General features: G+C 71.4%; 14 protein-coding genes. 7 read left to right on the top strand and 7 right to left on the bottom strand.

Going from position 1 to position 14,353, the window contains the following annotated elements:
- The first annotated feature begins 207 nt into the window (after positions 1 to 207).
- Positions 208 to 1,188: an aldo/keto reductase gene (locus tag ACIO9K_RS17520; protein ID WP_363620754.1), complete on the top strand. Its 981-nt coding sequence runs from the start codon at positions 208 to 210 to the stop codon at positions 1,186 to 1,188.
- A gap of 106 nt (positions 1,189 to 1,294) precedes the next feature.
- On the opposite strand, the gene ACIO9K_RS17515 is transcribed toward ACIO9K_RS17520, so the two are convergent.
- The 4 genes from ACIO9K_RS17515 to ACIO9K_RS17500 all read right to left on the bottom strand — a co-directional run bounded on the left by ACIO9K_RS17515 (position 1,295) and on the right by ACIO9K_RS17500 (position 3,579).
- On the bottom strand, positions 1,295 to 1,948 hold the full coding sequence (locus ACIO9K_RS17515) for a GAP family protein (protein WP_400330702.1): 654 nt from the start codon (positions 1,946 to 1,948) through the stop codon (positions 1,295 to 1,297).
- Positions 1,949 to 2,217: 269 nt separating this feature from the next.
- A complete protein-coding gene (locus ACIO9K_RS17510; protein WP_400330699.1) occupies positions 2,218 to 2,658 on the bottom strand; it encodes a nuclear transport factor 2 family protein in 441 nt (146 codons plus the stop codon).
- Between the two features lie 2 nt (positions 2,659 to 2,660).
- A complete protein-coding gene (locus ACIO9K_RS17505; RefSeq protein WP_363620760.1) occupies positions 2,661 to 2,789 on the bottom strand; it encodes a hypothetical protein in 129 nt (42 codons plus the stop codon).
- Between the two features lie 220 nt (positions 2,790 to 3,009).
- On the bottom strand, positions 3,010 to 3,579 hold the full coding sequence (locus tag ACIO9K_RS17500; protein WP_063351909.1) for a TetR/AcrR family transcriptional regulator: 570 nt from the start codon (positions 3,577 to 3,579) through the stop codon (positions 3,010 to 3,012).
- Between the two features lie 71 nt (positions 3,580 to 3,650).
- Between ACIO9K_RS17500 and ACIO9K_RS17495 the strand changes: the two genes are divergently transcribed.
- On the top strand, positions 3,651 to 4,145 hold the full coding sequence (locus ACIO9K_RS17495) for an FBP domain-containing protein (RefSeq protein ID WP_400330695.1): 495 nt from the start codon (positions 3,651 to 3,653) through the stop codon (positions 4,143 to 4,145).
- A gap of 426 nt (positions 4,146 to 4,571) precedes the next feature.
- On the opposite strand, the gene ACIO9K_RS17490 is transcribed toward ACIO9K_RS17495, so the two are convergent.
- Complete coding sequence (locus ACIO9K_RS17490) at positions 4,572 to 5,834, bottom strand: MFS transporter (RefSeq protein ID WP_400330692.1); 1,263 nt, start codon at positions 5,832 to 5,834, stop codon at positions 4,572 to 4,574.
- A 229-nt stretch (positions 5,835 to 6,063) separates the two neighbouring features.
- On the opposite strand from ACIO9K_RS17490, the gene ACIO9K_RS17485 reads away from it, so the two are divergent.
- Positions 6,064 to 6,918, top strand: coding sequence for an amidohydrolase family protein (locus ACIO9K_RS17485; RefSeq protein ID WP_400330689.1), 855 nt, complete (start codon positions 6,064 to 6,066; stop codon positions 6,916 to 6,918).
- A gap of 51 nt (positions 6,919 to 6,969) precedes the next feature.
- On the opposite strand, the gene ACIO9K_RS17480 is transcribed toward ACIO9K_RS17485, so the two are convergent.
- Positions 6,970 to 7,872, bottom strand: a complete 903-nt coding sequence (locus tag ACIO9K_RS17480) for an alpha/beta hydrolase (RefSeq protein ID WP_400330686.1) — start codon at positions 7,870 to 7,872, stop codon at positions 6,970 to 6,972.
- Positions 7,873 to 7,914: 42 nt separating this feature from the next.
- On the opposite strand from ACIO9K_RS17480, the gene ACIO9K_RS17475 reads away from it, so the two are divergent.
- Positions 7,915 to 8,388, top strand: a complete 474-nt coding sequence (locus ACIO9K_RS17475; RefSeq protein ID WP_400330683.1) for a MarR family winged helix-turn-helix transcriptional regulator — start codon at positions 7,915 to 7,917, stop codon at positions 8,386 to 8,388.
- 516 nt (positions 8,389 to 8,904) lie between these two features.
- Here ACIO9K_RS17475 and ACIO9K_RS17470 read toward each other — a convergent pair.
- A complete protein-coding gene (locus ACIO9K_RS17470) occupies positions 8,905 to 9,849 on the bottom strand; it encodes an FAD-dependent monooxygenase (RefSeq protein WP_400330680.1) in 945 nt (314 codons plus the stop codon).
- Between ACIO9K_RS17470 and ACIO9K_RS17465 the strand changes: the two genes are divergently transcribed.
- The 3 genes from ACIO9K_RS17465 (at position 9,832) to ACIO9K_RS17455 (ending at position 14,347) form a co-directional block, all read left to right on the top strand.
- Positions 9,832 to 10,407: a TetR/AcrR family transcriptional regulator C-terminal domain-containing protein gene (locus ACIO9K_RS17465; RefSeq protein WP_400331072.1), complete on the top strand. Its 576-nt coding sequence runs from the start codon at positions 9,832 to 9,834 to the stop codon at positions 10,405 to 10,407. The genes ACIO9K_RS17470 and ACIO9K_RS17465 overlap by 18 nt on opposite strands.
- Before the next feature lie 115 nt (positions 10,408 to 10,522).
- Positions 10,523 to 11,434: a phosphotransferase family protein gene (locus tag ACIO9K_RS17460; protein WP_400330677.1), complete on the top strand. Its 912-nt coding sequence runs from the start codon at positions 10,523 to 10,525 to the stop codon at positions 11,432 to 11,434.
- Positions 11,435 to 11,665: 231 nt separating this feature from the next.
- Positions 11,666 to 14,347, top strand: coding sequence for an aldehyde dehydrogenase family protein (locus ACIO9K_RS17455; RefSeq protein WP_400330674.1), 2,682 nt, complete (start codon positions 11,666 to 11,668; stop codon positions 14,345 to 14,347).
- The last annotated feature ends 6 nt before the right edge of the window (positions 14,348 to 14,353 follow it).

The raw sequence follows: 14,353 nt of genomic DNA, 5'->3' as shown, positions 1-14,353 counted from the left end.
CATCGTCGCGGCCCAGCCGGCCAGCAGGTTCAGGGCGTCGCACGCGGGTGTGGCGGGTTCGGCGCCGTAGGCCATGAGGGTCAGTCCGGTGTCGCGGCGAGTTCCAGGGCCTCGTAGCCGAGGGTGAGTTCACGGTGGGGGGAGTGAGGGCAGCAGCCTTTCGGAGCAGGTGCACACGTCCACGTCACCGGGGAAGAGGAGTACGCCATGGAGTACACGCGTTTGGGAACGTCGGGGCTCAGGATCAGCCGGATCGCCCTGGGCTGCATGAGCTTCGGCGACCCGGCCAGGAGGACGACCTGGGCGCTCGACGACGACGCGGCCGAGCCGGTCTTCCGCCAGGCCGTCGAACTCGGCATCACGTTCTGGGACACCGCGAACATCTACGGTCTGGGCACCTCGGAGGAGGTCGTCGGGCGGGCGCTGCGCAAGTACACCCGGCGTGAGGACATCGTCGTGGCCACCAAGCTGTGGGCGCCGATGCACCAGGGACCGGGCGGGTCGGGGCTGTCCCGCAAGGCCGTCATGGAACAGATCGACGCCTCGCTGCGGCGCCTGGACACCGACTACGTCGACGTCTACCAGATCCACCGCTTCGACCCGCAGACGCCGGTCGAGGAGACGATGGAGGCGCTGCACGATGTGGTCAAGGCGGGCAAGGCCCGCTACATCGGTGCCTCGTCGATGTGGGCCTGGCAGTTCGCCAAGATGCAGCATGCCGCGCAGGCCCACGGGTGGACCCGGTTCGTCTCCATGCAGGACCAGTACAGCCTGATCCACCGCGAGGAGGAGCGCGAGATGTTCGGCCTGCTCGCCGACCAGGGCGTGGGAAGCATTCCGTGGAGCCCCCTGGGCGGGGGGCTGGTCACCCGGCCCTGGGGCGAACGCTCCACGCCACGTGCGGAGCTCAACCGGACAGTCGATCAGCAGGACCGGCCGATCTTCCTGGACAGCGACCGGGCCGTCGTCGAGGCTGTCCAGCGCATCGCCCTGGCCCGCGGTGTGTCGATGGCACAGGTCGCGATGGCCTGGGTGTTGAAGAACCCGGTCGTCTCCGCCCCGATCGTGGGCGCGACCAAGCCGCACCACCTCGCCGACGCCGTCGCCGCGCTCGACCTGACGCTCACCGCCGAGGAGACCGACTCTCTCGAAGAGCCCTACGTCCCGCGCCGGCCCACGTTCTTCTAGCCTCGCGCGCTCACGGCCTCGGCCCTCCTGCCGCATCGTGCGACGGCCGGGAGGGCCGGGCCGTACGGTCCGAGAGGGACCGCCGAGGAGGAGGTCCTCGTACCGGTCACAGTCCGGTGACACCCTCGACGACGAGGAGCACGCCGATCACGGCCAGGACCAGGGCGGTGACGGCGCTGTTGTGGGTCTCCAACCACGTCCTGGCCCTGCCCAGCGGAGTGAGGACCCGCTCCCCCGCCGCGATGTGGAGCAGCAGGGGAAGCCCGACGGTGGAAACGGCGATCGCGGTGAACACCGCCACGGCGGCGACGCCACGGGACGGACCCAGTTCGGCGGAGCCGATGGTCAGCCCCGCCGCCGCGGACAGCAGGATGTTCTTCGGGTTGGCTGCCGACAGCAGGAGGCCCAGCCGCAGGGCCTTGGCCGGCGTGGCATCCGTGAGGCTCCGCATCCAGGCCGGGGGCCCCGTCTTGGAGCGGGAGCGCCACTGCCGCCCGGCGAGCAGGACGAGGACCACGCCGAGGCCGGCCTTCGTCCAGGACGCCCAGGTGGGCGTCTCCTCGCGGGTCTCGATGACGGCCGCGAGGGCCGCGGACACCGACGCCACCACGAGGATCCCGGCCGCCCACCCGGCCAGGAAGGCTCCGCCCGTCGCCCTGGGCCGAGGAGTGAACAGCAGGAAGAGCGCCGGAACGATCGGCAGCGGCGACAGCGCGATGGCCAGGGCGAGCGGCGTCACCTCGCTCAACACGACGTTCACGGACCACCTTCCTCCCGCCGCCGCGCACGGCCCGGGTACCACAGTCCAGCCCAGGCCCGGGGGCGACCGGGCCTGGGCATGGCCCGGTCCGGGTCCGGGACGTCGTCTCGCGCGTGCTCCATGGTCTCCATGTCTACCGCGCGGCCGCTCCGCGCCCGTCGCGACAGGCCAGGACCCGGGAACGGGTGCGGGCCTCGGGCCCGGGCGGCCGGGTCGGCCCGGGACACGGCCGTGGCGGTGTCACCCGTGCGCGACCGCGGCTCGCTCCGTCAGCGGTGATCGGACGGCCATCCGAGGGCGCGGAAGACGGCGACGGGGTCGAGGTAGTCGCGCCAGTGCGTCACCCGGCGGTCCTTGACGGTGATCACTGAGACGAAGTGGTTGTCGTAGCGGAGCCCGGTGTGGACGGCGTGCCCGTGCACGGCGTACTCCAGGACGACCACGGACGTGTCGGGGTCCCGGTGGACGGCCAGTTCGTCCGCGCCGGTCAGGACCATCGCGTCGCCGTAGCCCCGGTACAGGTCGGCGAGCGCCTGGCGGCCCTGGACTCGGCGCGGGTAGCCGGGGACGGAGACCACGTACTCGACGACGACGTCCTCGGCCAGGAGGTCGAAGAAGTGGCCGCCGTCGACCAGACCGGCGAGGCCTTCCTGGACGATCCGGAAGAACGGATCCAGCGCCGCGAAGTCCTCGAGGTTCCCGATGGTCATGGTCACGCACCCGCCTTTGCGGTCCAGGCGTGGGCGTCGCGCTGCGCGAACTCCCGGAACGCGGTCGGCATGCAACCGGTGGTGCGGCCGGTGCCGCCGAGAACGAGCGTGGTGTGCGGTGATCCGGTCATGGCTCCATGGTGAGGGGCCCGGGAGCGGACGCCCGCCATTGAGTTCTTCGGGGTGGTTGGGGTCACCCCGTCAGAGGGGCGGTGTGGCCGCGACGCTGACACCGACCGCCGACCACCGACCACCTGCCGCCGGGCCCGGGGCGGACTCGGGCTCACCCACCTCGCGGTGATGGCCTCCTACCGGCCGCCCCGGGGCGCAGGCGGCCCTGCGAGCGGGCGGTCAGGCCGCCGGCCAGTTGCGCAGCAGTGCGTCGAGGGCGTCGAGGATGCGCGCCCAGGTGTCCTCCGTGCCGCGCGGGGTGTGCTGGAAGCTCCCGGCCCGTTCCAGGGCCACGTAGCCGTGGAAGGTGCTGCCGAGCAGCCGGACGGCGTCGGTCTCGTCGGGTTCCGCGAGGTCGTAGCCGCGCAGGATCGCGCGCGTCATCTGCGAGTGCCGGACTCCGGCGCTGGCGCGCGCGGTCTCGGGGTCGAGTTCGAGCTGCGCGGCGGCGTAGCGACCGGGGTGTTCGCGGGCGTAGTCGCGGTAGGCGTTGGCGAAGGCGGCCAGGGCGTCCTTGCCGGCGCGTCCGGCCAGGGCGGCGGCGACCCGGTCGGCGAGTTCCTCGAGTGCGAGCAGGGCGATCCTGGTCTTGAGGTCCTGGGAGTTCTTGACGTGCGAGTACAGGCTCGCGTCCTTGACGCCGAAGTGTCGTGCCAGCGCCGAGACCGTGACCTTGTCGAAGCCGACCTCGTCGGCCAGTTCCGCTCCCGCCCGGGTGAGTCGTTCCGCGTTCAGTCCTACGCGCGCCATGGCCTTCCCTCCGATCGACTGAGGCCATTATACATTTGCCTAATAACCCTAGGTAATTTACGTTGACTCCTATGAAGCCGTTGACCGACCAAGAGATCCGTGCCGCCTTCGTGAACTGCACCAAGGGCGAGGCGAAGCGACTGCACATCCCCCGCGACCTGGCCGAACAGCCCTGGGACGACCTGGACTTCCTCGGGTGGCGCGACCCGCAGGCGCCCGATCGCGCCTACCTCGCGGCCGAGTCGGACGGCCGCGCGGTGGCGGTCGCGCTGCGCTCCTCCGGTGCCGCCTCCTGGCAGGCCCGCCGCAGCATCTGTTCGCTGTGCGTGACCACCCACACCGGGGGCGTCTCGCTGCTGGTCGCACCCCTGGCCGGGAAGGCCGGCAAGCAGGGCAACTCCGTCGGCGCCTACATGTGCAGCGACCTCGCCTGCTCGCTCTACGTGCGCGGCAAGCGGGAGACCGGCACCCGGCTGCACGAGTCGCTCACCGCCGAGGAGAAGATCCGGCGCACCGTGGCCAACGTCGCCGCCTTCGTCGCCAAGGTCACCGCGTCACCCGCGTGACCCTCGTGACCCTCGTGGCCCATGGCGGGCATCGCCCCGGTTCGCGGCAGAACGCGCGGGTTCCCGGAATGCTGAGCACCGAGGAGCCGGAACCCGCACGTCAGCCGGTGGCCGCGGTGGGTCCCGGGTACGGGTTCGCCCAGACCTCCGGCGCAGAACGCTCGCGCCGTGACCGAGAAGGTCGGCCGTGTTGGCGTTGACGAGGTCGGAGACGGCAAGCGGCTCGTCGACACCGTCGAGGACGCCTCCTGACGCTGTGACCACATACGTCCACCAGGTCGGTGCCGGCGCGACCTCGCCGGTTGAGTGTCGTGAGGCGTTCGCCCCGGAAGGGGCGCGACGGCAGAGCCGGTTAGGATCCGCAGGCTCACGCTGCCCCGCCCCTGGGCTGCGCGGACGCTCCCGAGCGTCCGCGCAGCCCGCCCCCTACCTGGGGAGCTTGGCGATGCGCTCCGGGCGGGCGGCGGGGGCCGGGTCGTGGGGCAGTTCGCGGTCCCGGGTCTCGGGGAGGCAGGTGGCGGCGATGGCCGCCAGCGCGTAGGCGAGCCCCGCGAAGAGGGCGATGCTCGCCGCGAGTCCGAGGCGTCCGGAGAGGTAGCCGACGAGGGCGGGGAAAGCGGCGCTGACGATGCGGCCCAGGTTGTAGCAGAAGCCCTGCCCGGTACCCCGGACGCGGGTGGGGTACAACTCCGCGAACAGGGCGCCCAGTCCGCCGGGGATGCCGGCCGAGAAGAACCCGAGCGGCGCGCCCGCGATGAGGGTGCCGAGATCGCCGAGTGGCAGCAGCAGGTAGGGAACGAGGGTCACGAGGCAGCACAGGGCGAAGAGGACGACGTTGCGGCGGCGGCCGATCCGGTCGGAGAGCCACCCGGATGCGAGGTAGCCGAGGAACGAGCCGGCGATGAAGACCGCGAGGTGCCCGCTGCTGCCCATCACCGACAGGTGCCGGGTGGTGTGGAGGTAGGTGGGCAGGAAGGTGGTGAGGGCGTAGTAGCCGCCGTGGCTACCGAGCCCGAGCAGCGCGCCGAAGACGGTGACCCTCAGCAGGCCGGGGCGGAAGATCTCCGTCGGCGACGCCTTCTCCCGCCGCCGCTGGTCGGCCGTGGGGTCGGCGATCCCGCGGCGGAGGGCGAGCACCAGCAGGGCGGGCAGCACGCCGAGCCAGAACATCGCCCGCCACGCCCAGGCCTGCGGCAGGACGGCGACCAGCACCGAGTAGGCGGCGAGGGTGAGGGCCCAGCCGACGGCCCACCCGCTCTGCACCGCCCCGAGGGCCCTCCCCCGGTACCGCGTGGTCACGTACTCGCTGATCAGTACCGCGCCCGCGGCCCACTCACCGCCGAAGCCGATGCCCTGCAGGCACCGGAAGGCCAGCAGGGACTCGAAGCCGTCGGCGAAGCCGACGAGCGCGGTCGCCACCGCGTACCAGGCGATGGTGAAGCGCAGGACGGCCACCCGGTCCCACCGGTCGGAGGCCGCCCCGGCCAGCCAGCCGCCGAGCGCGGTGCAGATCAGGGTGACCGAGGAGGCCAGCCCGCCCTGGCCGTTGGTGAGGTGCCACAGCGCGGTGAGGGTCGGCAGCACCAGGCCGTAGATCTGCGCGTCGGCCCCTTCCAGCGCCCAGCCCCCGAAGGTGGCCCAGAACGCCCGTCGCCCCCCGGGCGACGCCGAGCGGTACCACTGACGCATGCTCGCTCCTTACCTGAGGTCGGTGCGGTAGCAGTCGGTGCTGTAGCAGTCGGTGCGGTGCCGGAAGGAACCAACGACCGGCACGGCGCAGCGGCAGCGCCTCCGCAGCACCGGCCGCCCTGGACGTGAGCACGTCAGTACGTCGTCGAACATGCAGGCCAATATGACAGTCGGTCAGATGAAGGTCCAGAGGCCCCCGGTCCTGGGCCCCCGGACCTACCATCGACGGGTGATCTGCGAACCGGCCGAGTCGGTGGAGTCGGTGGACACCCACGCCCACGTGTTCCACCGCGGCCTGCCCGGGGCCGACCGCCCCCGCTACGTGCCGGACTACGACGCCCTCCCGGCGACGTACCTGGCGCTGCTCGACCGGCACGGCATCGGCGGCGCGGTCCTCGTCCAGCCGAGCTTCCTGGGATCGCGCAACGAGTTCCTGCTCGGCTGCCTGGCCTGGCACCCCGCCAGGTTCCGCGCCGTCATCGTGCTGGACCACGACCGCCCCTGCCGTCCGGACGCGCTCGCCCCGCTCGCCCTCGACGGCGTCGCGGGCATCCGCCTCAACCTGATCGGCCGGCGGGTGCCCGACCTGGCCGGGCCGCACTGGCGGCAGGTGGCCGCACTGCTGGCCGGGCGCGGGCAGCATCTGGAGGTGCACGCGGCGGGCGAACAGTGGGCGGCGATCGCGCCCGCCCTCCGCAGCTGGCCGTCCCCCGTGGTGATCGACCACCTCGGTCTGCCGGGCGCGTCCGAGGGCGCCGACCGCGCGGTACTGGATCTGGCTACGCGCGACCACGTGTGGATCAAGGCCTCCGCGCCCTACCGCTGCGCCCCCGGCGCGCCCGACGCGCCGGGCCTCATGCTGCGGCGCGTGCTGGAGGAAGCGGGCCACCAGCGCCTGCTGTGGGGCAGCGACTGGCCCTGGACCCGCCACGAACGCGGCAGGACGTTCGCCGAGTGCCTCGCCTGGCCGGCCGCGTACGTCGGCCCGTCGGTCCTGCGCGCCGCCGTCACCGTGAACCCGGTCCGGCTGCTGAACTGGTCGCCCCGGCGACGAGCAGCAGCCGGACCGCAGGCACCGGTCTGAACGATCACCTGGCCACGCCAGCGGCCCGGCGGCCGGTGAGGGCGCGGAGCGTCAGGGAGCGGGGATGCGCTGGGCGAGGAAGAGGGCGGCGCGGTCGAGTGCCTGGTCGGCTTCGTCGAGGGGGCCGCCCGCGAAGGCCTGGAAGACGTGGGGGGCGTCGGCGGTGATGTCGAGGATGACGTCGACTCCGGCGTCGCGGGCGCGGGCGGCGAGGCGGGTGGAGTCGTCGAGGAGGATCTCGTTGGCGCCCACCTGGATGAGGAGCGGGGGGAAGCCGGTCAGGTCGGCGAAGAGGGCCGGGCTGAGGAGGGGCTGCGCGGGGTCCTGGCCGGCGAGGTACATGGCCCCGGTGTGCAGCACGGCCTCGCGGGTGAAGATCGGGTCGATGCCGTCCTTGGTCGTCATGCTCTCCCCGCTCCGGGTGGCGTCCACGCCCGGGGAGAAGGCCACGATCGCGGCGGGCAGCGGCAGGCCCGCGTCGCGGGCGGCGAGGGTGGTGGTGACCGCGTAACCGCCGCCGGCGGAGTCCCCGGCGAACGCGATGGCGGACGGGTCCAGGCCGCCGTCGAGGAGGGCGCGGTAAGCGCTCAGGTTGTCTTCCAGGCCAGCCGGGAACGGGTGTTCGGGGGCCAGCCGGTAGTCCACCGAGTACGCGTCGAGCCCGGTCCTCGAGACGAGTTGCGCGGTCAGCGACAGCGCGGTCTCGGGAGAGCCGAAGACGAAGCCGCCACCGTGGAAGTACAGGATCGTGCCCGGGCGCGCGCCGCTGTCCGGTGTGACGTGCAGGGCGGGCCGGCCGCCGAGCGCGGCCTGAGTGGTGCGGACGTCGTCCGGGACGATCATCGTGTCCATCAGCGCCCTGAACCCGGCGCGCAGCTCCTCGACGGAGCGCGGGCCCTCCGGCCGGGGCCGGCGGAGCATCGCGTCGATCTTGGCGAGCTGTTCCTTGCTCATCTGCGTTCCTCCTATGGAATGACTTCCTCTACACTATATGCCGTGGAATATACATCGGATGGCATCGCCGACCTCCAGGGATTCTTCGCGGATCTCGTCCGCTGTGAGACGCGCCTGTACAACGCGCTGAACGACCGCCTGCGCGAGCGGCACGGCATCGTGACCTCGCAGTTCGAGTTCCTGCGGTTCCTGCGCGAGCACCCGGGGGCCCGGGTGGCCGACCTCGCCGCGGAGTTCGCCATCGGGGCCGGCGCGACCAGCAAGGGCGTCGACCGCCTGGAGAAGCAGGGCTGGGTCGTCCGCCAGGCCAATCCGGCGGACCGCCGGTCCTCGCTCCTGGCCCTGACCGACGACGGTTCACAGCTCCTGGACGCCGCCGAGGCGACCTTCACCGCGGGCCTGAGCGAACTGGTCGAAGGCGCCCTCGACCGGTCCACGACGGCAGCCGCCGCCCGGGCCCTCCGCCGGCTGCGTTCCGCGCTCGAACGCGACCAGGTCGGCACCCCCACCGGCTGAAGGCGCAAGCCCGGTCAACTGCCCGCCCACGTGCGGCCCGGCGACACCGCGCTCCTCCGCCGTCACCTTCGGTGAAGGCCCGGTTGGGGTTGCCTCCGCGGCCGGCAAGGCGCAGGCTGGAACTGTCCCCTGGAAGCCGCGTAGGGCGAGAGCCCCACGGAAAGCAGGGAGTTCGGGAGCGTCACCGCCCGTCCGGAGGAGCGGCCCATCCCGAGCACACCCGGGTGAAACAAAACGAACCGTCCGGTCCGACTGCGCACGGACGGAGGCCCCCAGCGGGGGTCGCTCTCGGAACAGCATCTCGCCGCGTCGTACGCGACGCTCCGTCCGGCCAGTGAGCACGGACGGCACCAACGAAGGCATTCGAAAGCATTGCAGGCGTCAAGAACGAGAGTGTAAGTCGCAGGAGCAGTAGAGGCCCCCTCCTGGTAGAGGGGGCCGACGCCTGCGTCGGGCAGGCCTCGCCACCGCTTCAAGCCCTCCCCTGTCGGCTTCGGTGCCCGTCCAGGGCAGGGCTCAGCCGTCCAGTGAGAGTGCGTTCTTGGCGTGCGCGACGGATTCCTCCGAGGCGGGTCCGCCGGGGTTCTCGGTGGCCAGGGCCTGGTTGAGGGTGACGAACGGGCGCATCCGCCGCTCGTAGCGGGCATACGCGGTGCGGTGGTCGCCGCCGGCCCGGGCAAGGCAGTCGGCCAGCACGTGGGCGCCCACGAGGGCCAGGCTGGTGCCCTGCCCCGAGAGGGGGGAAGGGCAGTAGCCGGCGTCTCCGAGCAGGGTCACCCGGCCCCGCGACCACGGGTCCATGCGGATCCGGGCCATGGCGTCGCAGTAGAAGTCGGGGGCCGTCCGGGCGGCCTCGGCCAAGCGGGTCCCTTCCCAGCGCATCGACGCGAGCTTGTCCACGACGAGCTGCCGGAGGGCGCCCCCGCCGCGGAGGCCGTGGGCGAGGGGCGCGGACTCGAAGCCGAAGGCGATCCTGAGTTCGGTGTTGTCGCGAACGGGCATGATGCCGAAACCCGTGTCGCCGCCCCGCAGCCACACCTGCCAGTCGTCCAGGGCGAGGAAGTTGTCCGCGCTGAACACCGAGAGGTAGCTGCCCAGGTGGTGGGCGAAGTGCTCCTCCGGACCGAAGGCCAGGCGCCGTACGGTGGAGTGCAGGCCGTCGGCCCCGACCACGAGGTCGAAGGTGCGGGACGGTCCGTGCGCGAAGTCGACGCGCACGCCGGTCTCGTCCTCGTCCAGCGCGGTGACGCTGTCGCCGAAGAGGTACTCGACGCCTGCGCGCGTGTGCTCGTGCACCATCCTCACCAGGTCCTCGCGCAGCACCTCGATGTCTTCGCTGTCGAGCCGTCCGCTGCTGAAGGTCGCCTCGGTGGAGCGGCCGACCTCGCGGCCGTCGGGGTCGAGGATCGACATGCCGCGCATCCGGGTCCGCACGCGGCTCGCCTGCTCCAGCAGGCCCATGAGAAGTCCTACCCCGCGGAAGCCCCCGAGGATTGGCGTACCCGCATCGAGCTGGGCGCCCGGACCCTGTGGAGCCTGTACCGGCAGCACCCGTGGCTGGCCCAGCTCGGCTGCCTCACTCGCCCGCTGCTCGTGCCCAATCTGATGGTCCACGGCGAGTGGGTGCTGGGCGCCCTCGACGGCCACGGACTCGACCCCACGACGCTGTTCGACATCCACGTCCTGCTCTACAGCCATGTCCAGGGCCTGGCGGTGCACCTGGAGATGGAGGCGCACGCCGAAGCCGCCACGGGCCAGTCGGAAGACCAGTGGATGGACAGCCGCGTCCCCGCCCTCCAGGAGCTGGTGGAATCCGGCCGCTTCCCGGCCTTCACCAAGGCGGTCGGAGCCTTCGAGGACGGCTACGACCTGCGTCTCGACGCGCTCTTCGAATTCGGCCTCAAGACGCTCCTCGACGGCCTGACTTCCGTCGTCGAAGGCCAGGAAGCCGGCACGGGCGGTACCGCCGCGATCGGGGGACCTCACCGTCCGGCGGCATCGCGGCGGCCCTGCGGCTGACCGTTGACCGTCGTACCGCTGAAATCCTTTGCGCGTGCTGCCGCCCGGATGATGAGGTGGAAGGGTGACCGACCCTCATGAGACGTCAGCCGTGCGGCCGTTGACACTGGCTTGGGTGGGCCGGCACCTGGAGGCCGGCGAGCGGATCGTCGGAATCGAGGCGCTGCACGGCGGCATCACCGCCGAAATGCGGAGGCTGACCATCGGCACGCGGGACGGAGGCACCCGCGACCTGGTGCTGCGGAGTTTCGTCGACCAGTTCTCCGTGGAGCGCGCCGAGGACTGGCTGGACAGGGAGGCCGGCGCCCTGGCCCTGCTGGCGGGGACCGGCGTGCCGGCTCCCGCGCTGGTCGCGGTTGATCCGAGCGCCGCACAGTGCGAGTATCCGTCGCTCCTCATGACGCATCTGGCGGGCCGGACGGTCCTCGACGATGAGGGGGTGGAGGACCGCGTCCCCCTGCTGGCCCGTCAGCTCGTGGCGATCCACGCGCTGCGGCCCGCCGAACGGCCCCGGGATTACGTGGCGTTGACGACCGCCGACACCGTCGTGGTACCGAAGGGCGCCGACGCGGAGGCATGGGCCGCGGCGATCGACGTGATCCGCAGGCCCCCGCCGCCCGGTGAAGGGCGGTTCCTGCACCGGGACTTCCAACCCGGCAACGTGCTGTTCGACGTGCCGCCCCCAGGGCCGGCAGGTGCGCGGATCACCGGTGTCGTCGACTGGGCGGCGGCCTCCTGGGGCCCGGCGGATCTCGACGTGGCGCACTGCTCCACCAATCTCGCGCTGCTGCACGGCCCGGCGTGGGGTCAGCGGTTCGCCGAGGCGTACGAGGAGGCCGGCGGGGTGCTGGCCGCGACCGCGAGCGAGCGGCTGTACTGGCGGGTGCGGGACGGACTGGCGTGCTCGGAGGAAGTGCGGTCGGTGGCGCAGCCCTGGCAGGAGGCCGGACGGACGGAGCTGACGGCGCGAGCCGTGGAGCAGCGGCTGGACGCCTACGTCACCGCCCTGGTGGACGCCCTGGGCTGAGCCAGGGCCGGGCCGGGGTGCGGGCCGGGGTGCCAGGGTGACGGGGCCACCCTCACCTTCAATAGCCATATGAAATTATTTCTATTGAGAATATCTCACTCCCCATATGCCTCTTTCGTCACTGCGCACCCAATCACCCTGCACAGGTAGCGGAATTTCGTCGAAGCACTCGACACCGTTCCGCAGTTATGGGACAGTCAATTTGAACCACCTGGTTTTGAGGAGCACAAGTTGCCCGTTTCCAGGAGACTGATCTCGCCCGACGGGCGCATCTGGGAGACCGACGAAATCGTGGCCCGCGTATTCGCCGCCACCGAACTTCTCGCACGCCGTGGCGTCGAACCCGGTTCACGGGTGATGATGAGCGGGGCCAATTCCCCGGAATGGGTCGTCACCCTGCTCGCGCTCATTCACCTCGACGCTTCGGTGGTCCTGGCCGATCATCGAGCCACCCCGTCACAGCGATCGAAGATCCGCACCCAGGCGCGCGTGGTGCTCGAAATCAGCGACGGTGCGGGCCGCGCCGCGGCGCCGCGCCCCGCTTCGACCACCGCTGCCGTGCCCGACGTCGCGAGCTGGGCACGGCGTCAGGACGCCGCGATCTCCTGGTCGTCGGGGACGACCGGCAGCCCCAAAGGCATCGTCCGCTCCGGCCGTTCGATTCTGGACAACCTCGCGCTCAGTGCGGAACGCATGGGGTACCGACCTGACGACGTCTTCCTGCCGATCCTGCCGTACTCCCACCAGTACGGTCTGTCACTGGTCCTCTGCTGGTGGCTGGGCGGAGGCACGCTCGTGGTCTACGGATCGACCACGCGCCTGGACCGTGCGCTCGCGGTCGGCGTGGACCACGGCCTCTCCATCGTCGACGGGGCGCCGTCGACCTACTACAGCCTGCTCAACCTGCTCGACCGTCGCCCCGCCCTCGTGAACGCGCTGGGGACGGTACGAGCCTGGTGCGTGGGCGGCGCGCCGCTGGGGAGCAACCTGGCGGCCCGGTTCCACGCCCGCACGGGCCGGCACCTGCTCGACGGCTACGGAGCGACCGAGGCCGGAAACATCGCGCTGGCGCCCCCGGCCGATCCGGTCGGGTGCGGCACGCCGCTGCCCGGTGTGGTCGTCGAAGTCCACGACGACCACGGCAGGCCGCTTGCCCACGGCCGGCTCGGCGAGCTCGTCGTCCGCAGTGACGGCCTGATGACCGGCCACCTCGGCGCTGACGGTGAGATCGTTCCGGTTTCGAGTCCCGTTCACCGCACCGGCGACATCGGCCTGATCGACGACGCCGGCCGCGTCTTCCCGGTCGGGCGCAAGCACGCCGCGCACCGCGACGGTCACACGCTCTATCCCGACCACCTTGCCAAGCTGGCCGAGTCGGCCGGCGCGCAGACGGAGGTCGTCGCGGTCCCCGACGCCCGTCTGGGCTGCCGCCTGGTGTTCGTGATCGCGGACCCGGACGCTCACGAGCCTGCGCACTGGAAACGGCTGCTGCGCCCTGTGTTCGCCCGCTACGAGCAGCCCGACCAGATCGTCGTGCTTCCCTCGCTGCCCCTCACGAACACGGGAAAGCCCGACCGGGCCGTTCTGGAGAAGATCGCCATGAGCTCGCTGTCCGCATCACCCGGGACGACCACCGACGTCACCGCGTCCGGCTCGACCACCAGCTCGACCATCGGCCCGGCCAGCGGTGCGAGCGGCTACCGCATCCCCTTCGCCGACCGCGTCGACGCGCTGCGCGCAGTGCGCCGGTACGTGGCCGACCACGAGGACGCGGTGATGGGGATCCTCACCGAGATCTCCCCCCACCACACCGCCGGCGCGGAGATCCGCTCGTTCCTCGCCACCCTGGACGGAGCGGAGGAGGAGATCCGTCGCGTCCGGCCCGGCCGCGTGCCTCGGGTCGCGGTCTTCATGCCCTCCAACATGCCGCTCCATTCCTACGCGCTCTACATGCTCATAGCATCCCTTTACAGCGAAAGAATCACCTTTCGGCCGTCCTCCGAGATCAAAAGCCAGATGCGGCGCTTGCACGACCTGCTGGCACCGGTTCACGGCCTGCCCATCAGCCTTTCCGAGCTCAGCCAGCGCAAGTTCGTGACGGGACCGGTACGCGAAGCGGACCTCATCGTCTTCACCGGCAATTACACCAATGCCGAGACCGTCCGCGAGGGGCTGGCGGAGGACCAACTCCTCCTCTTCTTCGGTAACGGCATCAATCCCTTCGTGGTCGCACCCGACGCCGACCTCACCCGCGCCGTGCACGACGTCACGAGGCTCCGGCTCTACAACTCGGGACAGGACTGCTTCGGTCCCGACGTCGTGTTCACGCCGAAGGGCCGCACCGAGGAATTCGTCGACCTGTTGTCCGCCGAACTGGCTTCGCTGCGTTTCGGGCAGAACGGCGACCCCGGCGCCGACTACGGTCCGATCTTCTACGACTCGGCGCTGGTGAACTGCTCGGGCTACCTGGTGCACCATGCCCGCCGCATCCGGCACGGCGGGCGCATCGACCTGCCGTCCCGCAAGATCGAGCCGACCGTGCTGCTCTGGGGCTTCGACGACAAGATCCCCCTCGAAGAGATGTTCGCCCCGGTGTTCAACGTCGTGGCCTACCCCAGCGCGAGGCTGTTGCGTGAACGGCTGTCGAACCCCTACTTCAGCGAACGCGCGCTGGGAGCGATGGTCTACGGGAACGATCCGCAGACGGTGGATGTCCTGGCCAGGCGTCACCAGACCTGTGTCGACCACACGCTGCTCGACGCCGAGGACGGCAACCGCCCGTTCGGCGGATTCGGGATGCGGGCGAACTACATCTCCTACGGCGGCGAGCGGCACGCCGAACCGCTGCTCATGTCGCAGGCCGTGGCGCAGACCCTCCCGGCGGCTGCGCCCGTCACGGCGAGTGGGGAGTGACCCAGG

The organism is Kitasatospora sp. NPDC087271, assembly GCF_044744605.1.
Lineage (GTDB): Bacteria > Actinomycetota > Actinomycetes > Streptomycetales > Streptomycetaceae > Kitasatospora.
This window is presented reverse-complemented; position numbering and strand designations above follow the sequence as displayed.